The following is a 20,873-nucleotide window of genomic DNA, read 5'->3' on the forward strand; positions in this document are numbered from 1 at the left end:
GGCCGAGGTGTACATCTGATCCCGACAAGTGTTGCCGAGGAAGGGAGCCCCAGTGGTCGCCGAGCCGTTCGAAGTCAGCGTCACCGAAGCCGAGATCGCGGATCTGCGTGAACGGTTGCGGAGGACGCGGTGGCCCGAGCCCGAGCCGGTGGACGACTGGTCGCAGGGGGTGCCGCTGGCTTATGCGCAGGAGTTGTGCCGCAGCTGGGCCGAGGACTACGACTTCGGGTTCGCCGAGCGGCTGAACGTCTTCCCGCAGTATCGCGACACGATCGACGGGCTGGGCATTCACTTCTTGCATGTTCGCTCGCCGGAGCCGGATGCGTTCCCGCTGGTGCTCACGCACGGGTGGCCGGGTTCGGTGCTCGAGTTCCTGGAGGTGCTGGGCCCGCTGACCGACCCGTGCGCGCACGGTGGGGACCGGTCGGACGCGTTTCACGTCGTCGCGCCGTCGTTGCCCGGGTACGGCTGGAGTGACAAGCCGTCGACGACGGGGTGGGGCGTCGATCGCAGCGCGCGGGCCTGGGACACGTTGATGGTGTCGCTGGGTTACGAGCGGTACGGCGCGCAGGGCGGTGACTGGGGTTCGGCGGTGTCCGGCGCGCTGGGCGAGGTGGCGCCCGGGCGGGTCGCCGGCGTGCACCTGAACATGGGATCGGTGGCGGCGGGCACGTTCGACGACCCGACGCCCGCGGAGCTGGCGAACCTGAAGTCCGCCAAGGAGTTCCAGCGCACCGGCCGGGGGTACTCGGCGATCCAGGCGACCCGGCCGCAGACGCTCGGCTATGGTCTCACCGACTCCCCGGCGGGCCAGGCCACGTGGATCGCCGAGAAGTTCTGGGCATGGACGGACAACAATGGTCATCCCGAGGATGCGTTGTCGCGGCAGCAGATTCTCGATGAGATCTCGGTCTACTGGTTCACCGCGTCGGCCACGTCGTCGGCCCGCCTGTATTGGGAGAGCTTCACCAGCTTCCGCGACAAGGTCACCGCGCCGTCCGGGTTGTCGGTCTACCCGCGCGATATAACCCGCCCGTCGCGGCGGGAGGCCGAGCTGCGGTTCACCGACCTGCGCTGGTTCGAGGAACTGCCGCGAGGTGGCCACTTCGCCGCGCTGGAACAGCCGCAGTCGCTGGTCGAGCAGGTGCGCGGGTTCTTCCGCCTCTTCCGCTGACGCTCCGTCCCGACCCGCCACAGCCTGTGTCACCGGTGAACATGCCGGGCGAGGACGCCGAGTAGACGGGGGACGACGACGTACACCGCGGCGGGGACTACGAACGCGGTCAGAACAAGTGCGCGCAGCGCGGGATGCCAGCCGACCGTGAACGGCGCCATCGCGGTCATTCCGAGGGCGACCATAGGGAAGATCGCGAGCCAGGTGACGGCGGCGCGGACGTGCACGGATGGGGCGGGAAGAGTGGTGGGCACAGTGACTCCTCAAGACTCCAACTAGATGGTTGCAGATGTAGTAGACACCTCCGGAACGAATTCCGCAACTGTTTAGTTGGAGAATTTGCTAGTCTGGCCCGCATGGCCTGGGACACCGAACGCACTCGACGGTTACTGCTGGACGCCGCGGTGGCGGAGTTCGGTGAGCGCGGGCTGGCGGGTGCGCGCGTCGACCGCATCGCGGCCGCGGCGGGTGTCAACAAGGAGCGCATCTACAAGTATTTCGGCACCAAGGATCAGCTCTTCGCCATCGTGATCGCCCGGGAAATCGGGGAACTCGGCGAGGCGGTCCAGGTCGAAGGAGAGGGAACCGCTGCGGTGATCGGCTATGCCGAGCGGTTCTTCGATCACCTCTGCGACAAGCCCGCATTGGCGCGCCTGCTGTTCTGGGAGAGTCTGGAATTGGGGGTACCGGTTGCCGAATCCGAGCGGCGCGAGAGCATGCTGGGCAAGATTCGCGGTGTTCGCGACGCGGTGCCGCAGCTTTCGGAATCCGCTGCGAGAGAACTACTTCTGACGATTCTCTCGCTGTGTTACAGCTGGCATGCGTTGCCGACCCTGGATCGCCTGGCCACCGCCACGGAGCGCGACGCTGCCCGGCGGTCGGCCCGGCGTGCGGCGATCGGCGAAACGGTGGCGGCCGAGCTGGCGCTGCACGTGTCCGGTGACGCCTCGGTTGCGCCACAGTGAGGGGCCGGCCACTCGCTACGCCTGGATGAAGTGATCACGCCGGACGTCTTTCCCATTGGAACCGCCGTTGATGATCTGCGAGACGGGATCGATGGTCGCGGGGTCCTGGGGGTGGGCGTTGTCGGCGGCGGCGTTGTGGGTGTTCCGATACCAGGCCGCCGTGCGGCAACGGTTCCGCGAAATCGGTGTCGAGGCTGGCGTGCCGCGCGGGTTCACGTGGCACGACTTGCGGCACTTCTACGCCTCCGCGCTGATCGCGAAGGGAGCCTCGGTCAAGACTGTGAGAGACGGGACGCAGACGGGACAGGGCGACGTCCTGACCCCGAAAACCGCCTCTCACCACCCGATCTACAAGCTACGCCCGATAATCAGCTTCATGCTCGGCGAGTTGGAAAGAAGTGCCTGGTGGAAGGCGGTTTCTGTGTCTGAGTGGGCCTGATTCGGCCTGGTCCTCATCCCCCTTGTGACCTGTAGGTTCTCGTCGCGTCCCATTGAGTCGCGGGAGAATGACGGGATGGCGCATATACCCCTACGGGGTACTCGGGCGTTGCGGAGAGGCGGCGCGGCGTGACATGAGGTGCGGTAGAACATCGGGCGGCGGGAGTGTCAGCAGCGGCCCTTCCGTCTTCGATGACCGTACGCGCACGCATCTGCGTTCTGCATGCTCGATCCCGCACGCTCAGTGTGTCGGGTTGAGTAGCTTGAATATCTGCTCTCGCCCGGGACTCCGTCATCGCAGGTCGAGACAGGTCGAGATCGAAAAGGCGGTTGGCGTGTCGTTTCGCGACACGCCGGCTACTTTTATGTCTAGCAACCAGTTGGCAACATGGGTTCGGGGGAGGCGCGGAGAGAGGCGTCTGAGGCATCGCGGAGTCTTCGGTGTTCGCCTCGTCAGCACCGGATCCGGCATCGAACCGATGCCGATCTCGCCCGGTCCTAACTCGCCTTGTTGTACGCCTCGATGATGTCGGCTTGGATTCGGCCGCGGCTGGAGACGTTGTAGCCGTTGTTCTTCGCCCATTCGCGAATGGCGCCGGTCTGTCGCTTGTCCACTGTGGGACGCGTGCCGGTTTTGGTCCTTGCGCGGGAGATCCGGCCGACCTTGCGAGCGGGGCCGGTCCACTGCTCGAACACGCCACGGAGCTTGCGCGCGTTCTTGTTCGACAGGTCGATCTCGTACTCGACGCCGTCGAGTCTGAACGAGACCGTTTCCTCGGCTTTCGATTTGCCGTCGAAGTCGTCGATCAGTTCGACGATGACCTTCTTCGCCACGTGACAGCCCTCCGTAGTTGTTCGAAAGATGTTGCTGAAGTATCAGACTGGCAAGCTTAGGCTGAGTCGCCGCATGCTGATCTCTCAGGGCGGAGCGTCACTGCGGACCGCGTCCAATGATCTGCGGTGTAACCATCACAAGCGCGGCAGCGTTCCGCGCCTCTTTATTGGTGGACACATTCAACGCTCTTGTCCTAGCGGCTATTACGCCCGATAGGGCGACCGGCCGGCCCGCAACTTGTGGTGAACACTTCTCTGGGGGTCAAGTGGTCGCAGGTTCAAATCCTGTCAGCCCGACAACGAAAATCCCCTCCGACCAGCGTCGGAGGGGATTTTTATTTTTGGCACACAGCCGCTGCTGACTGCCAGTGTGCCTAGAGTGTGCCAACGTGCAGAATGTCGCCTGCTTGCTACGCAAGGTGCAACCCTCCCCCGACTCCCGCGCTAGAGGTCGCTGGTTCGAAACGAGCTGCGACCACAATTCTTATAATCCCTGGTCAGGGAACTCTGTGGGTTCTGGCCATTCGCTGTCTGCGAATTGGCTTCGGTCCCTGTAGCGCTCTCATCTGCGGAAATGTCGCTGTTTTCCTGTTTCAAATCCAGCGGGGTGCTTGTGACTTTTGGGGCTGCTGGGACAAGAGTGATGATGGGACCACTCCGGTTGCTTCCGGGCCGCGCCGGGCCGGGCCGCGCGGACGAGTGGGCCGTACTCGGGCGGGATGTGGTGGGACGGGAAGGCGCGGTCGGCTGCCCGCGTCGGGCTCATAACCAAAGGTTCGCAGGTTCAAATCCTGTCCCGCTGCTATGATGGCGGCCCTGACCAGCAGGTTCAGGGCCGTCATCAACTCTTCTCGAGGTCTCCGGCATCTTCTTTGGCATCACGGAGAAGCATGATGCTTCGGCGTGCGCTGTGTTCCAGGCGGTAGATCACAGAACGTGTGGTTGCCAGCGGTTTCGTGAAACCGGATGGAACACTTGGGATTGCGAGCGCTGGGTGCTACCCCTCTGATCGCAGGATGTGGCGGAGGCCGGGTTCAATCAGTCCTGGAACTCTCCCTGCCGACGAGCGGCGAGAGCCCGACACAGTTCGTGTTCTTGGTCTGGTGGCGAGGAACTTGCTCGGTGTCGATTGATCGTGAATGCCTTCGGGATCGGCGAAGCGCCGCAACCCGTTCGTTGTCGAGTGGCTCCAGTGGCTAGCCGATCTTTACGTACTCCTTGGTCATGAAGTATGAAGAACGGGGCAGGTCGACGAACTCCTTCTCGTTGTCGGCCAGCGTTTGGTTGGCCTGTATCCCGGCGGGGGTGGCGATCGCAGCGATCAGTTCTTGTTCGGAGGGGAACCAGACTTCGGTGATGCCGTCGTAGGCTGGGCCAGTGTTGTGGGACGCGGCGATGGTGGTGTTGAGGGCTGTGTCTATCGTGTGACTTTGGATGTAGCGGGTCGCGCCGAGGGTTGTGAGGGCCTTGATGGCGATGGGTGCGTGGACATTGAGCCAGTAGTCGTTGAACTGGTCGGGCGTCATGTCCAGTCGACGGCGGAGGACGCACACCAGTTTGACCTGCCCGCCTGTTGAGGTGTCAGCGGCCGCCATGGGCAGATGAGATGCCAGGACGGCAGCGAGTCCCGCCGCTGCCGCGCCGCCGATGAACGCGCGCCTCGAGCTTGCGGTCCGGAATGTGTTCTCGTTCAATATCTCATCCTTGTTCTTGGTGGGAATTCGTGCCCGCGATGCGCAGCATTGTTTCGCGTTGTGCGCGAATGTCGTTGCTGTAGCAGTCGATTCGTGATCCGCTGAACCGGGCGATGCATCCGTTGCAGTAGCCGCAGACAGGGTGTTCGAGCAGGTCTCCGGTGACGGCGCGGTATAGGTAGGGATCGGCGATGAAGGCTCTGGCTGCCGAGACGGCATCGGCGCTGCGACTGCTGATGGCCGCCTCCATGGCCTCCTTGGTGTGGAAGCCGCCGACCGCGATCACGGGAATGTCGAGCGCCTCGGTGAAGCGGCGAGCGTAGGAGAGGTTGAACCCCTCCTGGGGAGGACGCAGGTGTCGAGCCACTCGTTCGACCAGCGGGGCGGCAGCTCGGATCGCGAGCTTGCGGATTCGAGGGGACTGCATGCCGGCTCCGGCGGTGACGCTCGCCTTCAGGAAGCCGCGGTAGTTGCCCTGGACCATGCCGGGCCACGACTCGTAGTGGCCGCGTGAGATCTCGATGGCGTCAGCGCCGCCGTCCTGCAGCCACTGTGCGACTCGGACCAGTTCGGGTGTCGTCGCGCCGCGTCGCAGGGGCAGATCGTCGGTGCCGTTCATCTTGACGAGGATGGGGTAGTCGTCGCCATGTAGTTCCCGCATGGCGTGCAGGACTTCGAGTAGCAGGCGGGCGCGTGCGTCGAGGGGACCGCCGTATTCGTCCGAGCGCCGATTGGTATGTGGGGTGAGGAATTGGCTGAGCAGGTAACCGTGGGCCGCGTGGATCTGGACGCCGTCGAAGCCAGCCTCTCGCGCCCTGACACTGGCCGCGACGAAACTCTGGACGACACCGGGGATTTCGTCGATCCGTAGCGGTGAGGGCTTGGTCCCGTACAACGGTTCGCGGACGTTGGATGCGGAGACGATGCGATCCGCGCCCGGGGCGAGCTTCGCGATCTGCCGTCCGCCGTGATTGAGCTGAGCCACCAGCTTGCTGCCCCCGGCGTGGGCGACCTCGACCCACTCGCGCAGGCCCGGGATCTTGTCGTTGTGGTCGATTCCCGCTTGCCTGCCCGCTGATTTGCCTTGAAGCGAGATGTAGAGGTTGCCGGTGACGATCATCGGCGTTCTTGCCGCCGCCATCGGCTCGTAGAAGGACAGTAGATCATCAGTGACGAAACCGTCTGTGGTGGCGCGGGTTTCGCTGGTCGCCGACTTATACAGACGCCCTTCGACGCGCATGGTACCGATCTCCAGAGGTTCGTTCAGTAGGCCGGCGGCCATCTCGGACCCCTTTCCGGTTGTGCTGCATTCGATCAAGTGTGATGAGGTTATCAGCTAGGCGTAATGTGATGCTAGGGTCACAGCTGATTGATTCATCATTAGGAGCATCTGAAATGCACGGAGATCTCGCCGGGCGCGTCATTGCAGCCGACGTCCGGGACCTGGGCTCGCTCTGTACGGCCTCGGCAGCGGTCGAGGACCGATTCGGGGGTTACGACACGGTGGTCGTCAACGCCGGCGTCGGCGTCCCGCATCGCACGTTCCGGACCGGTGAGGCCGCCCACGAATACGAGAAGATGGTCCCCCGTCTGCGCGAGCGCCAGGTCACCACGCAGTCCATCGGGACAGCGATGGCCGCGGCCATGGTGACTCGTACCGATACTCTGGTGTTTCCAGCGAGGTGGCGAGCGCTCGAGATGCTGCGCGGGATCTGGTCGACACTGAGGGTGCAGGCTTTGTCCCGCAGCAGACAATTCGCCGGGGTTCTGGCCCTCGCCGACAAGGAGAGTGGACGATGACGGACTGCATTCGCACGAGCTCGGCGCTGTATCCGGTGTCGTTGCGTGACGACATGCCACGCGAAGTCGCCACGGCCTACTGGGCCGGCCCGCATGCTGAGATCGTCAAGCAGCATCCGCACCTCCTCGAGTACATCCAACGCCAATTTTCGCCCACCGACCACGGGTATTGGCCGGCGACGCCGCGAGTGGGAACCCTGGTTGCGCCGTCGTGGCGAATGGACGGATTCGCGGAGGTGCGGTTGCGCAGTCTGGCCATCGCTGCCCTGACCACGCCGTTGCACATGCGGGGGGTCTTCCTCGATGAGCAGAACGTTTTCCAGCGCGTGTTCGGTCACCTGACCGGCCCGCATGGTGGACGGTGGTGGACTGCTGGTCATGACGATGCCGAGTTGCACCGGACCGCTGTGTTATTGCGGCGACGCCGCGGTGTGAGCGGACGCGCATTCCGTCGCTTCGTGCACGCGGAGCTCGGCCCTGCCCTGGATGCGGCGGGCGCGCGCGACCTCAGGACGTACACGTTCCTTCCGTACACTCCACTCGCTCACATGACTCCCGGTGTCTCCCATGATAATCCGGCGTCCCGCGAGTACCACGGTGCGCTGGTGATCGGTGCGAGCAGTCGCGATCACCTGGTCGAGCTGATGGACTCGCGGGGGGTGTCGGCCGTCATCGGCGATCAGGCCCGCGTGCTCACCGCGGCGCACGCCTACACGGTCGAGCGGTCGGTCGCCGTGATACACAATCGATGACATCACCGCCGCTCGGTCCCGGCTCGGGGTAGCTTTCACGCGGGACGGCCGAGATCGGGAATTACAGTGGCGTAATGGTTTTCGAGTTCGTCCATCGCGGTCTCGAGATAGCGGGTGAAGAGATGAACCTGGGATAGCGTGGGCCCGCCCGCGGTGAAGCCCAGGTGCATCCGCCCGTCGTAAGACACCGCGGTGATGTTGAGTCCCTCGCCTCTGAACAATAGTGACAGCGGATACAGAGCGACCATCCGTGCTCCGGCGAGGTAGCGGGGCCGGTCCGGGCCTGGGACGTTCGAGATGATCATATTGAACATCGGCGCGCAGCGCCCGACCGCGCGGGGGATGAGTTGCCGGAGCGTGTGCGGCGCCATGGCAAGGATCGAGTGGCTCACGAGGGCCTCGTGTGGCAGGGTCGCCAGATGAGCTTTCGCGGCCGTGGTCGAGCGGGAAATGACCGACAGCCGGATGCCGGGATCGGACTGGTCGGTGGCCGAGTCGACGAACATGATGCCCACCGAACTCCTCGACGATCCTGGCGATGCCTTGATCGAGGTCGGGCAGCCGATCACCAGCGGGCTTGCGGGCAATCCGCCGATGTCGAGCAGATATCGGCGCAGTGCGGCGGAGCAGACTGCCAGCACGACGTCATTGACGGTGCTGCGGCTCAGCTTCGACAGCAGCTTGACCCGGTCCAACTCGATCGACGCGGTGCAGACGCGACGATCCGGAGCGACATCACCGGAATTGAGGGGCGATCGCGGAGCCTGGAACGGACCGACCAATGGTGAATCAGTGCGCCCAGCCCTCCACAAGCGGGCGGCGGCCCGCAAAGATGTGATCAGCACTCGGAACCGGCTGGGCCGTGCCGTGTTGTCGGCACTGTCGGGCCCGGGGTGAGCTGTCCTGCGCAACGCCCACACCGGATCCGGAATTCGGGACCCGGCGTCGGTGGCCAGGGATCGGGCGAGCAGGCGTACCGCGTCGACGCCGTTGATCAATGCGTGATGGACCTTGAGGTACACGGCGAACCGGTTGTGCTGCAGGCCGGCGATCACGTGGACCTCCCACATCGGGCGACGCTCGTCGAGCGCCATCGAGTGCAGGTGGGAAATGAGCTGTGCCAGTTCGTCTTCGCCGCCGGGAGCGGGCAATGTGTGCTCCAGCAGGTGGTAGTCGATCTCGACGGTGCCCGCCGCGTGCAGCCGGGCTCGCCGTGGGAAACGGCGTGCTCTGATCAGGGTTCTGAATCGCCCCTCCATGTCGGTGCGGTTCCGGAACGCGGTCGCGATACGCCGCGCGACCAGGTCGGCTGGCTCGGCGTCGGATTCGAAGATCGCCAATGCCGCGACATGCATCGGCGTTTCCGGTGAATCGAGCCAGGTCCAGAACGAATCGTCGACCGCGAGGTGGTGGCGGCTCGGTGGACTGCCCACAGTGTCCCCCTTCATGCGCGTGCGCGCTCGACAGTGAATTCGAAGCGACGTCAGCGGCGCATGAAGTTATCTTTTGATTATTTCATCATGTATGACGTCGTCAGTCAAATTATGAAGACGTCTGCGATCGACGAGGTCCATGCATCCCCGCCCGTCGAGGGAATTTTGACGTTTTCATCAGTTGCTACTTGACAGGACGTTGATCGTAACTGATGATTTCATCAATAGAGCCGTGGAGGTTAGTGATGACGAGCATCGACAAGGGTGTCGGGACCGGGCGGACGGTCCGGGTCGGCGGGCGTGAGCTCTTCTTCAGCGAGACCGGATCCGGTCCGGTGGTGGTTTTGTTGCACGGAGGTGGGCCGGGCGCGACCGGGTTGTCGAACTACTCGCGCAACGTCGAGGCGCTGGCTCAGCGGTTCCGGGTGATCATTCCGGACATGCCCGGTTACGGGCGGTCGGAGAAGTGGGTCGATCAGTCGGATCCATTCGGCTATCTCGGGCGTGCGGTCGGCGGACTGCTGGACGAACTCGGGATCGCCTCCGCGCATCTGATCGGCAACTCCTACGGTGGCGCTGCGGCCCTGCGGCTGGCGATCGATCGACCGCAAAAGGTCGGCAGGATGATCCTGATGGGTCCCGGCGGTGTCGGCACCACGCGTGCACTGCCGACCGCGGGCCTGCAAGAGCTGTTGAACTACTATCCCGGTAGCGGGCCGAGCCGCGAGAAGATCACCCGGTTCATCCGTGAGTTCCTGGTTTTCGACGGCGATGCGGTGCCGGTGGAACTCATCGAGGAGCGCTTCCGGGCCAGCATCGACCCCGAAGTGATCGCTCATCCGCCGCTGCGTCGTCCGTCCGGCCCGCTGGCGCTGCGCACCTTGTGGCGCATGGACTTCACCCGGGACTCGCGCCTGAAGAAGGTCGCCCAGCCCACGCTGGTGATCTGGGGTGCCGACGACAAGGTGAACCGGCCCGACGGCGGCCGGATGCTGGCGGAGGCGATGCCGAACTGCGATCTGTACCTCGCCGCGAATACCGGGCACTGGGTGCAGTGGGAACGTGCGGAGCTGTTCAACACCTTGGCCGCCGCGTTTCTCGAGGCGTGATCATGAGCCAATTCCTGCGTCCCGGTAACGATGGCTCGGTATTCGGTGCGGTGCATCTGGGATACATTGTCGTGCAGTCTCATTGGATGGCCGATTGGCAGCGCTTCGGCGCGGACGCCATCGGCATGCACGTGGAACGCCTCGACCTGGACACGCTGCGTTTCCGGCTCGACGATCGGTCCTGCCGCTTTCTCATCCGACGCGGCCCCGCGGAGGACGTCACGGCACTGGGTTGGCAGGTCGATGATCACGAGACCTTCGACCGCATCATCGCGCGGGTCACCGCCCGGGGCGTGCCGATCGACGAAGGCACTCAGGAGGAAGCGGCGCTGCGTGGTGTGGAGCGGTTGTGGCGTTTCGCCGGGCCGAAAGGCATTGCGCAAGAGATTTTCACGGTCCCGGTGACCACCCCGGAACCGCTGCGGATGCTCAGCTCCGGCTGGGTCACCGGCGAGGCCGGGATGGGGCACGTGGCGATCGTGTCCCGTGAACCGGAGGCGATGCGCGGCTACTATCAGACGGTCTTCGACTCCCGGCTCAGTGATTACATCGACGAGAACGTCTCCGGACTGAAGATGAAGATCCGGTTCCTGCGCGTCAACGAACGGCATCACTCGATCGCTATCGCCAACATCCGCGGGATCAAGATCGACCCTATCCGAACTCGGGTGCAGCACATCAATATTCAGTCCGCGAGCCTCGATGACATGCTCGCCTCGTTTCAGCGAGTGACCGATCTGGGATTCCGCATGCAGTGGTCGGTGGGACAGCACACCAACGACCGTGAGCTGTCCTTCTACTGCGTGACCCCTTCGGGATTCGAGCTGGAGGTCGGCTGGAACCCGATCGTGATCGGGCCCGAGCTCGAATCCACCTGGGAGCCGACCACTTATCAGGGGATCAGCATCTGGGGCCACACCCCAGTGGGAGAGACAGTGCTGGCCAAATTCGCGCAATTCCGTCAGGCCCTACGGACCGCGTCCACCCCCGAGATCACCGTGCCCGAACTGGCAGGAGGACTGACGAGATGAACACTGTCGACTACGACGTCGTGGTCGTCGGGCTCGGACCCACCGGCCTCACCCTCGCCAACCTGCTGGGTCGGCGCGGGGTGAGCGTATTGGTGCTGGAACGTGAGCCCGAATACTACGGGATGGCCCGCGCCGTCTATACCGACGACGAGGGCATGCGAGTCTTTCAAACCGCTGGTGCGGCAGAGGAACTCGCTGCGGACATGAACATCGATTCGACCGTGCAGTGGGTGCGAAGTGATGGATCGGTGTTGGTGCAGTTCCATCAGACCGAGCGGCGGCTGGGGTGGCCGGTGGTCAACTTCCTCTACCAGCCGTATCTGGAGAACACCCTCGAGCGTGCCCTCGAGCGCTACCCGCATGTGACCGTGCGGCGTGGGCGTGAGGTGGTGGAGTTCGACCAGAACACCGACGGTGTCAGCGTCGAGCATGCCGAATGCCGGGGCACCGACTACGGCAGGCGCGCCACCGAACCCGACCCGCGCACCGCCGAGCGAGTGCATGCGAAGTTCCTCGTCGGCTGCGATGGTGGTCGCAGCGTCGTGCGTACGAAACTCGGCATCGATATGACCGGCACCAGCTTCCCGGAACGCTGGCTGGTAGTGGACCTGAAGGCGAAAGACGGCGTGGACGCCTTCCGGCATTTGCCCTACTTCGACTTCGTCTGCGACCCCGAGTTGCCGATCGTGTCGTGTCCGCAACCGGGCGGGCATCACCGATTCGAGTTCATGCTCACCGAGTCGCAGACCAAGGAGGAGATGGAGGACCCGGACACCGTCCGCCGCCACATTTCTCGCTATGTCGACCCGGACGAGGTCGAAGTGCTGCGCAAGCTGGTCTACACCTTCAACGCCGTGATCGCCGAGCGCTGGCGGGTCGGCCGAATCCTGATCGCCGGCGACGCCGCTCACATGACCCCCCAGTTCATCGGGCAGGGTATGAATGCCGGTGTCCGCGATGCGGACAACCTGTCGTGGAAGCTGACGGCGATCATCAAACAAGGTGCCGACCACCGGATTCTGGACAGCTACCAATCCGAGCGTGCCCCGCACGCCAAGGCGATGATCGATCTGTCGGTGTTCAACAAGGCTCTGGTCTCCATCGACAACAAGCTGGTCGCCGGGGCTCGGGATATCGCGCTCACCACCGCGTTGCGAGTGCCCGGTCTGGGCGGATGGATCCGTGCGGCGAAGATGAAGCCGGGTCCGCGATTCCGTCACGGTGCTTACCTGGGTTTGCCCCGCCGCGGGTGGCGTGGATGGCGCGGGGTGGAGGGCACACTGGCCCCGCAGCCGGAGGTACGGACCTACGACGGCCGTCTGTGCCGCTTCGATGATGTGCTCGGCTTGGGTTTCTCGGTCCTCGGCTACGGCGTTGATCCCCGCGCCGCGCTGAGCGGCGAGGACCTGGCAGTCTTGCGCGCGCTGGGCGCCCGGTTCGTCACTGTGTACCCGATCGGGGGACGACCGCAGGGCTCGCCGGGCGATGGGCGCACCAGCGGTGCGGATTTCGCCGACATCGAGGACCACACGGGCACACTGTCGCGATGGTTCACCAAGGCCGGCGTCCGCGCCGGGGGACTGATGCTGTTGCGCCCTGACAGATTCGTCTTCGGCACCGCCACGGCAGGCAGTGGCGGGCCATTGATCGCAGAACTCTTCCGGCAACTCATGGGGACGGCGGCCGAGCCTGCCGAATCCGGTCCGGACACGGCAGATTCCGCCCTGGCGATCTCGGATTCGATACCGACGGCATCGGGCTCGAACCCGTCGATCGCGGAGCCTTCCAACCACCGCTACGAGGAGGCTCGATGACTACGACAACGGGGGTGCGGGCAGCTGCGCAGCGTCTGGACAGTGCCACTATCCTGGGAGTCCCTGTCCCACCGGTGCGCGATCTGATCGGACCCGAGGATCTGGAGTCGGCGTACGCAGTGCAGAGCCTTGGTACCCGCAGACGGCTCGCGGCGGGCGAGCGGGCCGTGGGCCGCAAGATCGGGCTCACCTCACCGGCGGTGCAGCAGCAACTGGGTGTGAACCAGCCCGACTTCGGGGTCCTGTTCGACACCATGGACGTCGCGCACGCGCCGCTCGCGCGACGTCCTCGATTGCTGCAACCGAAGGTGGAGGCCGAGCTGGCGTTCGTGCTGAGCGCCGATCTCGACCTCGAGCAGCTGGACGCCATCAGCGTGCGCGGCGCGGTGGAGTACGCGGCCGCAGCCTTGGAGATCGTCGACAGTCGCATTGCAGACTGGGACATCAGTTTCGCCGACACCGTCGCCGACAATGCGTCCAGCGGGTGGTTCGTGCTCGGCACCGAGCGGCTCTCGCTCGAGGAGTTCGAGCCGCGCGAGATCGCAATGAACATGACCGTCGATGGCGAGATCGTCTCCACCGGAACGGGTTCGGCCTGTCTGGGTGATCCGCTCAACGCTCTGGCGTGGCTGGCTCGTACCGCCCGCGATCTCGGGCAGCCGCTGCGAGCCGGTGAGATCGTGCTCTCGGGCGCGCTCGGCCCTATGGCGGCGTTGCGCCCAGGAGCCCTGGTCCGGTCCGAGATATTCAGTGGCACACAGACACTCGGTGCCGTCGACTTCACGTGGGAGCAATCATGAGTCGTACCAAAGTCGCCGTCGTCGGGTCGGGAAATATCGGAACCGACCTGATGTTCAAGGTGCTGCGCCTGTCCGGCACTCTCGAGATGGCCGCCGTGGTGGGTATCGATCCCGCCTCCGACGGGCTCGCGCGCGCCGACCGGCTGGGTGTGCCCACCACCGCACACGGTGTCGATGGCCTGATCGCCATGCCGCACTTCGGCGACATCGACATCATCTTCGACGCCACCTCCGCCGGCGCACACCGGGCCAATGCGGCCGCGCTCGCGCCCTACGGCAAGCGCCTGATCGACTTGACCCCCGCCGCGGTCGGCCCGTTCGTGGTGCCCGCGGTCAACCTCGACCAGCACTTGGACGCACCGAACGTGAACATGGTGACCTGCGGCGGGCAGGCCACGATTCCGATCGTGGCCGCCATCTCCCGGATCAGCGAGGTGCCTTACGCCGAGATCGTCGCCTCGATCGCCTCGAAGTCCGCCGGTCCCGGCACACGGGCGAACATCGACGAGTTCACCGAAACCACATCGCGCGCCATCGAGGTGGTCGGTGGCGCGGCGGGCGCGCGGGCGATCATCATCCTCAACCCGGCCGAGCCACCGCTGATGATGCGCGATACTGTGCTGGCTCTGATCAATGATCCGGATTCGGAACACGATGTGGCCGTACGGGAATCGATTCACGCGATGGTCGCCGAGGTGGCGGCCTACGTGCCCGGCTACCGGCTCAAGCAGGACATCCAGATCACCCCCTTGGCCCCGGACGCCGCATTGCGCACGCTGGTCGGCGACACCGCCGTCACCCACCAGGTATCGGTGTTCCTCGAGGTCGAGGGCGCGGCCCACTATCTGCCCGCCTACGCCGGAAACCTCGACATCATGACCTCAGCGGCGCTGCGAGTCGCCGAACGCCTCGCCGCGGCGGCATTGCCGGTTGCGGCCTCGACCACCTCGGAGAGTGTGTGATGACAGAAGTCTTTCTGCAAGACGTGACGCTGCGCGACGGCATGCACGCGCTGCGGCACCGCATCACCCCGGCCACCGTCGCGGCGGTCGCGGCCGCGCTGGATGCGGCCGGGGTCGATGCCGTGGAGGTCGCGCATGGTGACGGCCTGCACGGCAGCAGCCTCACCTACGGCCCGGGCAGCCACACCGACTGGGAATGGCTCGGGGCCGCCGCCGAGGCGCTGACCCATGCGCGGCTCACCACCCTGCTGCTGCCGGGCATCGGGACCACCGACGATCTGCGCCGCGCCTTCGATCTCGGCGTGCGGTCGGTGCGGGTGGCGACCCATTGCACCGAGGCCGACATCGCCGCCCAGCACATCGCCTACGCGCGCGACCTCGGCATGGATGTGTCCGGATTCCTGATGATGAGCCACATGAACACACCCGGCGGCCTCGCCGCGCAGGCCAAGCTTATGGAATCCTATGGTGCACAGTGTGTTTACGTCACCGACTCCGGTGGGCGGCTCACCATGGACGGTGTGCGCGACCGGGTGCGCGCCTACCGTGAGGTGCTCGACGAGCACACCGAGATCGGTATCCACGCTCATCAGAACCTCTCTCTGTCGGTCGCGAACAGCGTCGTCGCCGTGGAGGAGGGCGTGACCCGCGTGGATGCCTCGCTGGCAGGCTTGGGTGCGGGAGCGGGTAATACACCGCTGGAGGCCTTCGTCGCCGTCGCCGATCTGTCCGGCTGGAAACACGCGGCAGACCTCGACGCGCTCACCGACGCCGCCGACGACCTGATCCGGCCACTGATGCAGTGCCCGGTGCAGGTCGATCGCGAGACACTGACCCTCGGCTACGCCGGCGTGTATTCCAGCTTCCTCCGCCACGCCGAAAAGGCCTCCGCGACATACGGAGTCGACGTCCGGACGCTGCTGACCGAAGCAGGTCGCCGCGGACTGATCGGCGGCCAGGAGGACATGATCGTCGACATCGCCCTGGATATGCGATGACCGCCGACCGGATCGATGTCCATCAGCACATCGTGCCCCGAGACTACGCAGACTGGTTGCGCGAGAACGGCGTCGTCGCACCGGGCGGGCGCGATCTACCGGACTGGAGCCCGGAAACCGCACTCGCACTGATGGATCGACACTCCATCGCCACCGCGATCCTGTCGCTGTCCACACCGGGTACCCATCTCGGCGACGACGGCCCTGCGCGCGTGTGGGCGCGGCGAGTCAACGACACCGGCGCCGACCTGGTGCGCGAGCACCCGGACCGGTTCGGGTTGTTCGCCACCGTCCCGCTGCCCGACGTCGAGGGATCGGTGCGGGAGATCGCCCACGCATACGACGAGCTGAACGCCGATGGTGTGGTGCTGCTTGCGAACTCGCACGGAATCTATCTGGGCGATCCACGCCTCGAACCGGTCATGGCCGAGCTCGATCAGCGGGCCGCCGTGGCATTCGTGCACCCCTCGGATCTGCCGGGCCCCGAGGTCGCGGGGATCCCGCCCTTCGCGGCCGACTTCCTCCTCGACACCACCCGCGCTGCAACCAATCTCGTGCTGCGAGGTGTCCCACAACGCTACCCGAACATCCGCTTCATCCTGTCGCACGCGGGCGGGTTCGTGCCCTATGCCGCCCACCGCATCGCCGCCGCGATCACTGCCGAAACCGGGCGTAACCCACTCGAAACCCTCGCGGACCTCGCCGGCTTCTACTTCGATACCGCCCTATCGGCGAGCCCGGCCGCACTGCCGAGCCTGCTGGCCTTCGCCGAACCCGGACATGTCCTCTTCGGCTCCGATTGGCCATTCGCGCCCGACCTCGCCGTCGGCTATTTCACCGGCCAACTCGACGCCTATCCCGGGCTCGAAGACACCGGCCGTGCAGCGATCAACCGCGGAAACGCGCTCGATCTGTTTCCCCGCCTGGCGAAGGAGTACCCCCACCGCTAGCCATACGAACCCTCAGAGCTGCGGCTGTGGCGGCAACGGGTTGGTGGTCAGTTTCTGTGCGGCGCGCTTGGTCATCCCGAACATGCGCAGCACATGGAACGCCATCTCGTCGGTCAGTGCGTCGACGTCCGCATCCGGTCGTGCGTCGAGCAGCTGCAACAGCCCCAGCAACGCGCCGCCCGCGGCCATGATCGCCGTATCGGGGTCCATCGGCTCGAACCGTCCCGCCTCCTGCGCGGCGATGATGTCGCGGCGGGCACGCGGGGCCAGACCCTCATCGCGTAACAACACCGACATCCCGGAATTCAGGATCACCCGAACGCCTTCGGGAATCTGCCGCTGCAACCGTCCGGTCATACGGAAGCTGACCGTGAACACCTCCGCCGGATCGTCGTAGAGCGCAACGATCTCGTCGCGCATCTCGCTGTAGACCTGCAACACCGAGCGCACAGCCTCGTCGAAAAGCTCTTCCTTGGAGGTGAAGTGGTTGTAGAACGACCCGAACCCGACATCGGCGGCATCGGTGATCTCCTGAATGCTGACCGCGGAGCGCCCCTCCGACAAAAACTTCCGCGCCGCCCCCAACAGAGCGTTGCGGGTGCGTTCCCGGCGCCGATCGATGCGATTGCGCACCACGGGCTCTGCCGCCATTGGTTCCCTCTCTCCATCCCGATCGTTACCAGAATCGTATCTGACGAAAGTATCAGAGTCGATCGTGGGCGGAATCGATGGTTGTGGCGTGCGCGACATCGAACCGGCGATCCGCATGCCGCCTTTGTTCGGTGTCGTGATCGGAGGCGAACCTATGGCGGGCAGTGGCGCGTAGTACCCGCTGAGTGGAAGGGTTCGGGCGGCATGGGCGGCCGAGGCCGATGGCTCTGTCTTCGTCGAACAAGTGGCTGATCGCGCTCCTCAGCTCATCTTCGCAACCAGACGCAACGGTAGGTAACGCAGCGCGAATCCGAGGGCAATCCACGGCCAGGTGGGAACTTTCGCCTCGGCGGCCTCATGTTCGATGGCCTTCACCATGGCTCGCACGCCCTTCTCGGTCGAGGACATCAGCGGTGACTTGGTGGCCCGCGCGCTCAACTCCGACTCGATGTACCCGGGATACAGCGTGGTGACAGTGATCGGTGACGCGAGCGTGTCGGCGCGAATGCCCTCGGCGAGGGCTGCGGCACCAGCCTTGGTCGCGGAGTAGATCGACATGAAGCCTGGTAGCCCGCGCAGCGCGCTGATCGACGAGACCATCACCAGGTGGCCGTGGTTCTGGGTGTGGAAGATCTCCATCGCCGCCTCGCACTGTGCCAACGCCGCGATGAAATTTGTGTTCGCGGTCCGCAGATTCGCGTCGAAATGGCCGGTACCGATCGGTTGGCCCTTGCCCATTCCCGCATTGACGATCACCCGGTCGATGCCGCCCAGTTCGCGCTCGAACCCGCGAAATACCGCGAACACCTGGTCGTGGTCGTTCACATCCAGCTGCGCGACCGTCACGGTGATGCCGGGGTGTGAGCGCAGCAGATCGGTGCGCAAACGCTCGAGTCGCTCGACGCGACGGGCGCACAGTACGAGATTCCTTCCGCGGCAGTCGTGTGTCCGGACGGCATTGTGCAGAAAGCCGAAAGAAGCGTCTGGCCTTTTGTGCGTCGATGCCCCGAGTCCCTGTGGATATGGGCTTCCACACGCTGATCGTGGCCACCGACTCCCACCGGTGTTGACGATCACATCGAATATGATGAATATATCAGATAGGGTTTTCGTACGACATCGTTCCGTCGACGGCGGTAGACATATCAGCGAGAGGACCCGCATGTCTCGGTATTTGTTCGCTCTCGGGCAGGTGGTTGTTCGTCGCCGGTCATGGGTGTTGGTGATCTGGGTCGCACTACTCGCTGCTGCCATCACGTTCGCTCTCGGAACGGGCGGCAAGACGAACGACAATTTCACCGTGCCGGGCACGGAGTCGCAGGACGCCGTGTCCGTGCTGCAGCAGAGGATGCCCGCGTACAGCGGCGCGCAGATGCAGGTGGTGTTCGCCACGCCGGGCGCGAAGAAGGTGACCGACGGGCAGGTCACCGACCGGATTGAGCAGGTGATGTCGGACCTGAAGAGACTTCCGCAGGTATCAACCGTCGTGGATCCCTTTCAGGCCCAGGCCGTCTCGCCGGACCAGCATGTCGCGCTGGGGAGTGTGCAATTCTCGGTGTCGGCCGGTGACGTCGACGAAACCACGCTCGATGCGGTGACACGCGTTGCGGAAACCGTGCGGCACGACGGCTTCGAGGTGGAGTTCGCGGGTGCAGTGTATCCGGGCTCGGCGGCCGAAATTCCGCACACCCCGGAAGGTCTCGGGATCGCTGCGGCCTTCGTGGTCCTGCTGATCACCTTCGGTGCCGTCGTCGCGGCGGGGCTGCCGATCATCACTGCATTGGTCGGCGTCGGAATCGGGCTCACCGGAATTCTCGGTGTCGCCGCCTTCGTCGACGTTCCCTCGGCCGCAACGTCGTTGGCGCTGATGTTGGGACTGTCGTGCGGGATCGACTACGCCCTGTTCATCCTGTCTCGGCACCGGCACCATATTATGCTGGGAATGACTGCGGCGGAATCGATTCCGCTGGCCATCGGCACCGCCGGCAGCTCCGTGGTGTTCGCTGCGGTCACAGTGATCATCGCACTGTGCGGGCTGACCGTTGCCGGTATTCCGTTCCTCACCGTCATGGGCCTCACCGCGGCGGGTGCGGTACTTGTCGCCATGCTGGTCGCGCTGACGCTCCTGCCGGCGTTGCTGGCCTACGCCGGCGGCTCGGTTGCGACATTCATCAAGCCACCCTTGCAGCCCGGTAAGCCCGAAGAGGTGGCGCGTATAGCCTCCTACGAACCCGAACGCACCTGCGGGCACGCATGGGGTCGGTTCGTCACCCGATTCCGTATCCCGCTTCTCGTCCTCGGCGTCGCGGTTCTCGGCGTTCTGGCTATCCCGACCCTCCGGATGGATCTCGGGCTGCCGAATGGTGCCTCCCAACCCGAATCCAGCACCGCACACAAGGCCTCCGAGCTGGTAAGTGGCTCGTTCGGAGACGGATTCAACGGGCCGCTACTGGTGGTGGCAGATCTGTCGGACGCCACAACGTCAGACGCCGCGCACACCCTGATGACCCGCATACAACAAGAACCGAACGTCGCGGCAGTCGAGCCTGCTGCCAGCGCAAACAAGCTGGTTCTGATCCAGGTTGTCCCCAAGACCGGCCCCGCGGACTCTGCTACCACCGACCTTGTGAATCGTCTGCGCGACGATCGCGCCGGCATCGAAAGCGATACGGGTGCACGATATCTCGTCGGTGGCACGACTGCGGCAAATATCGACACCTCGGAGCGGTTGGGTGCGGCATTGCCGGTATTCCTCGTGGTCGTTGTGGGTTTGGCGCTGGCCCTGTTGACGATCGCATTCCGCACCGTCCTGGTGCCGGTGTCATCGGTGGCCGGTTTCATTCTGTCGGTCTTCGCGGCGCTCGGCGTGCAGGTCGCGGTCTTCCAATGGGGCTGGAGCGGAAGCCTGTTCGACGTCACGAAGGCACAAACGCTGAGCTTCCTGCCGATCATCACCCTGGCCATCATCTTCGGCCTCTCCAGTGATTACCAAATCTTTGTGGTGTCACGGATCAAGGAGGAGTACACCCGCACCGGCGACGCCGTCCGCTCCGTACAGAACGGTGTGGCGCACTCGGCGCGGGTCGTGACTGCTGCGGCGCTCATCATGTTCGCCGTCTTCGTCGCCTTCACGACCGTCGACAACCCCATCGTGAAGCCTCTGGCGTTCACTCTCGCCGTCGGGGTCCTCCTCGACGCTTTCGTCGTTCGACTGACGCTGGTACCTGCGGTGATGGCGCTCGTCGGCGACCGGATGTGGTACCACCCGCACTGGTTCGGCCGCTACGTCCCCGACCTAGACATCGAGGGCGCGGACATCGAACGTGAACATATCGTCGACATCGAACCTGTAGCAGGACAGACTGTTTCGTCGCATCGGGCGGAAGGGGGAAGGGAAATGTGAACGATTGCCGCATCGGCGATATCGCTGCGAAGCGTGCCGACGGAGATTGCCGGGGTGCGTCGCGC

General features: G+C 64.8%; 19 protein-coding genes and 1 pseudogene. 13 read left to right on the forward strand and 7 right to left on the reverse strand.

Annotated elements, in window-relative coordinates:
• Window positions 1-52 precede the first annotated feature (52 nt).
• Window positions 53-1,174 carry an epoxide hydrolase family protein gene (locus tag NK1_RS06355; RefSeq protein WP_063007634.1) on the forward strand — a complete coding sequence of 374 codons (1,122 nt, stop codon included), beginning with the start codon at window positions 53-55 and terminating at the stop codon, window positions 1,172-1,174.
• A 29-nt stretch (window positions 1,175-1,203) separates the two neighbouring features.
• Here NK1_RS06355 and NK1_RS06360 read toward each other — a convergent pair whose 3' ends face one another.
• Window positions 1,204-1,428: a putative antibiotic biosynthesis monooxygenase gene (locus NK1_RS06360; protein ID WP_063007635.1), complete on the reverse strand. Its 225-nt coding sequence runs from the start codon at window positions 1,426-1,428 to the stop codon at window positions 1,204-1,206.
• Window positions 1,429-1,530: 102 nt separating this feature from the next.
• Here NK1_RS06360 and NK1_RS06365 point away from each other — a divergent pair, with 102 nt between their 5' ends.
• Complete coding sequence (locus NK1_RS06365) at window positions 1,531-2,139, forward strand: TetR/AcrR family transcriptional regulator (RefSeq protein ID WP_063007636.1); 609 nt, start codon at window positions 1,531-1,533, stop codon at window positions 2,137-2,139.
• 70 nt (window positions 2,140-2,209) lie between these two features.
• Window positions 2,210-2,578, forward strand: coding sequence for a tyrosine-type recombinase/integrase (locus NK1_RS06370; RefSeq protein WP_063007637.1), 369 nt, complete (start codon window positions 2,210-2,212; stop codon window positions 2,576-2,578).
• Between the two features lie 497 nt (window positions 2,579-3,075).
• Here NK1_RS06370 and NK1_RS06375 read toward each other — a convergent pair whose 3' ends face one another.
• From NK1_RS06375 to NK1_RS06385, 3 genes are all read right to left on the reverse strand, one after another.
• Window positions 3,076-3,411 carry a histone-like nucleoid-structuring protein Lsr2 gene (locus NK1_RS06375; protein WP_063007638.1) on the reverse strand — a complete coding sequence of 112 codons (336 nt, stop codon included), beginning with the start codon at window positions 3,409-3,411 and terminating at the stop codon, window positions 3,076-3,078.
• Window positions 3,412-4,607: 1,196 nt separating this feature from the next.
• Window positions 4,608-5,105, reverse strand: a complete 498-nt coding sequence (locus NK1_RS34235) for an EthD domain-containing protein (RefSeq protein ID WP_167354231.1) — start codon at window positions 5,103-5,105, stop codon at window positions 4,608-4,610.
• A gap of 4 nt (window positions 5,106-5,109) precedes the next feature.
• Window positions 5,110-6,423, reverse strand: a complete 1,314-nt coding sequence (locus NK1_RS06385; RefSeq protein ID WP_218023068.1) for an NADH:flavin oxidoreductase — start codon at window positions 6,421-6,423, stop codon at window positions 5,110-5,112.
• Window positions 6,424-6,500: 77 nt separating this feature from the next.
• On the opposite strand from NK1_RS06385, the gene NK1_RS06390 reads away from it, so the two are divergent.
• Both NK1_RS06390 and NK1_RS06395 read left to right on the forward strand, forming a co-directional pair.
• Entirely contained in the window at window positions 6,501-6,905 is a 405-nt protein-coding gene (locus NK1_RS06390; RefSeq protein WP_063007641.1) for a hypothetical protein, read from the forward strand.
• Between the two features lie 41 nt (window positions 6,906-6,946).
• Window positions 6,947-7,657 (forward strand): hypothetical protein, encoded by a 711-nt coding sequence (locus NK1_RS06395; RefSeq protein WP_157104108.1) that lies wholly within the window; start codon window positions 6,947-6,949, stop codon window positions 7,655-7,657.
• A gap of 35 nt (window positions 7,658-7,692) precedes the next feature.
• Here NK1_RS06395 and NK1_RS06400 read toward each other — a convergent pair whose 3' ends face one another.
• Window positions 7,693-9,090 carry a wax ester/triacylglycerol synthase family O-acyltransferase gene (locus NK1_RS06400; protein WP_167354232.1) on the reverse strand — a complete coding sequence of 466 codons (1,398 nt, stop codon included), beginning with the start codon at window positions 9,088-9,090 and terminating at the stop codon, window positions 7,693-7,695.
• Window positions 9,091-9,335: 245 nt separating this feature from the next.
• Here NK1_RS06400 and NK1_RS06405 point away from each other — a divergent pair, with 245 nt between their 5' ends.
• From NK1_RS06405 to NK1_RS06435, 7 genes are read left to right on the forward strand one after another with little or no spacing between them, the layout of a single operon-like run.
• Window positions 9,336-10,199 carry an alpha/beta fold hydrolase gene (locus NK1_RS06405; RefSeq protein ID WP_063007762.1) on the forward strand — a complete coding sequence of 288 codons (864 nt, stop codon included), beginning with the start codon at window positions 9,336-9,338 and terminating at the stop codon, window positions 10,197-10,199.
• Between the two features lie 2 nt (window positions 10,200-10,201).
• Window positions 10,202-11,230 (forward strand): VOC family protein, encoded by a 1,029-nt coding sequence (locus NK1_RS06410; RefSeq protein ID WP_063007763.1) that lies wholly within the window; start codon window positions 10,202-10,204, stop codon window positions 11,228-11,230.
• On the forward strand, window positions 11,227-13,044 hold the full coding sequence (gene mhpA / locus NK1_RS06415; protein ID WP_084460630.1) for a bifunctional 3-(3-hydroxy-phenyl)propionate/3-hydroxycinnamic acid hydroxylase MhpA: 1,818 nt from the start codon (window positions 11,227-11,229) through the stop codon (window positions 13,042-13,044). Before NK1_RS06410 ends, mhpA begins: the two co-directional genes overlap by 4 nt.
• Window positions 13,041-13,844, forward strand: coding sequence for a 2-keto-4-pentenoate hydratase (locus tag NK1_RS06420; protein WP_063007643.1), 804 nt, complete (start codon window positions 13,041-13,043; stop codon window positions 13,842-13,844). Before mhpA ends, NK1_RS06420 begins: the two co-directional genes overlap by 4 nt.
• Window positions 13,841-14,806, forward strand: a complete 966-nt coding sequence (locus NK1_RS06425; protein WP_063007644.1) for an acetaldehyde dehydrogenase (acetylating) — start codon at window positions 13,841-13,843, stop codon at window positions 14,804-14,806. Before NK1_RS06420 ends, NK1_RS06425 begins: the two co-directional genes overlap by 4 nt.
• Complete coding sequence (gene dmpG, locus NK1_RS06430) at window positions 14,806-15,804, forward strand: 4-hydroxy-2-oxovalerate aldolase (protein ID WP_439955931.1); 999 nt, start codon at window positions 14,806-14,808, stop codon at window positions 15,802-15,804. Before NK1_RS06425 ends, dmpG begins: the two co-directional genes overlap by 1 nt.
• Complete coding sequence (locus tag NK1_RS06435; protein ID WP_063007645.1) at window positions 15,801-16,754, forward strand: amidohydrolase family protein; 954 nt, start codon at window positions 15,801-15,803, stop codon at window positions 16,752-16,754. The genes dmpG and NK1_RS06435 overlap by 4 nt, the downstream gene beginning before the upstream one ends.
• 12 nt (window positions 16,755-16,766) lie before the next feature.
• Here the strand turns inward: NK1_RS06435 and NK1_RS06440 are convergent, their stop codons facing one another.
• Window positions 16,767-17,522, reverse strand: coding sequence for a TetR/AcrR family transcriptional regulator (locus NK1_RS06440; RefSeq protein WP_245660368.1), 756 nt, complete (start codon window positions 17,520-17,522; stop codon window positions 16,767-16,769).
• Window positions 17,523-17,666: 144 nt separating this feature from the next.
• Window positions 17,667-18,386 (reverse strand): annotated as a pseudogene (locus tag NK1_RS06445) (SDR family oxidoreductase); the annotation flags it as partial.
• Window positions 18,387-18,627: 241 nt separating this feature from the next.
• Here NK1_RS06445 and NK1_RS06450 point away from each other — a divergent pair.
• Window positions 18,628-20,808: an MMPL family transporter gene (locus NK1_RS06450; RefSeq protein WP_245660369.1), complete on the forward strand. Its 2,181-nt coding sequence runs from the start codon at window positions 18,628-18,630 to the stop codon at window positions 20,806-20,808.
• Window positions 20,809-20,873: the final 65 nt, after the last annotated feature.

Origin of the sequence: Nocardia kruczakiae NBRC 101016 (genome assembly GCF_001612965.1) — a bacterium.
GTDB lineage: Bacteria > Actinomycetota > Actinomycetes > Mycobacteriales > Mycobacteriaceae > Nocardia > Nocardia kruczakiae.

What these genes read in the sequence shown, in the direction of transcription:
- NK1_RS06390 (WP_063007641.1), top strand. Translation starts at nt 6,501, where the DNA reads ATGCACGGAGATCTCGCCGGGCGCGTCATTGCAGCCGACGTCCGGGAC.
- NK1_RS06440 (WP_245660368.1), bottom strand. Translation starts at nt 17,522, where the DNA reads ATGCGGATCGCCGGTTCGATGTCGCGCACGCCACAACCATCGATTCCG.
- NK1_RS06370 (WP_063007637.1), top strand. Translation starts at nt 2,210, where the DNA reads ATGATCTGCGAGACGGGATCGATGGTCGCGGGGTCCTGGGGGTGGGCG.
- NK1_RS06420 (WP_063007643.1), top strand. Translation starts at nt 13,041, where the DNA reads ATGACTACGACAACGGGGGTGCGGGCAGCTGCGCAGCGTCTGGACAGT.
- mhpA (WP_084460630.1), top strand. Translation starts at nt 11,227, where the DNA reads ATGAACACTGTCGACTACGACGTCGTGGTCGTCGGGCTCGGACCCACC.
- dmpG (WP_439955931.1), top strand. Translation starts at nt 14,806, where the DNA reads ATGACAGAAGTCTTTCTGCAAGACGTGACGCTGCGCGACGGCATGCAC.
- NK1_RS06435 (WP_063007645.1), top strand. Translation starts at nt 15,801, where the DNA reads ATGACCGCCGACCGGATCGATGTCCATCAGCACATCGTGCCCCGAGAC.
- NK1_RS06405 (WP_063007762.1), top strand. Translation starts at nt 9,336, where the DNA reads ATGACGAGCATCGACAAGGGTGTCGGGACCGGGCGGACGGTCCGGGTC.
- NK1_RS06410 (WP_063007763.1), top strand. Translation starts at nt 10,202, where the DNA reads ATGAGCCAATTCCTGCGTCCCGGTAACGATGGCTCGGTATTCGGTGCG.
- NK1_RS06425 (WP_063007644.1), top strand. Translation starts at nt 13,841, where the DNA reads ATGAGTCGTACCAAAGTCGCCGTCGTCGGGTCGGGAAATATCGGAACC.
- NK1_RS06365 (WP_063007636.1), top strand. Translation starts at nt 1,531, where the DNA reads ATGGCCTGGGACACCGAACGCACTCGACGGTTACTGCTGGACGCCGCG.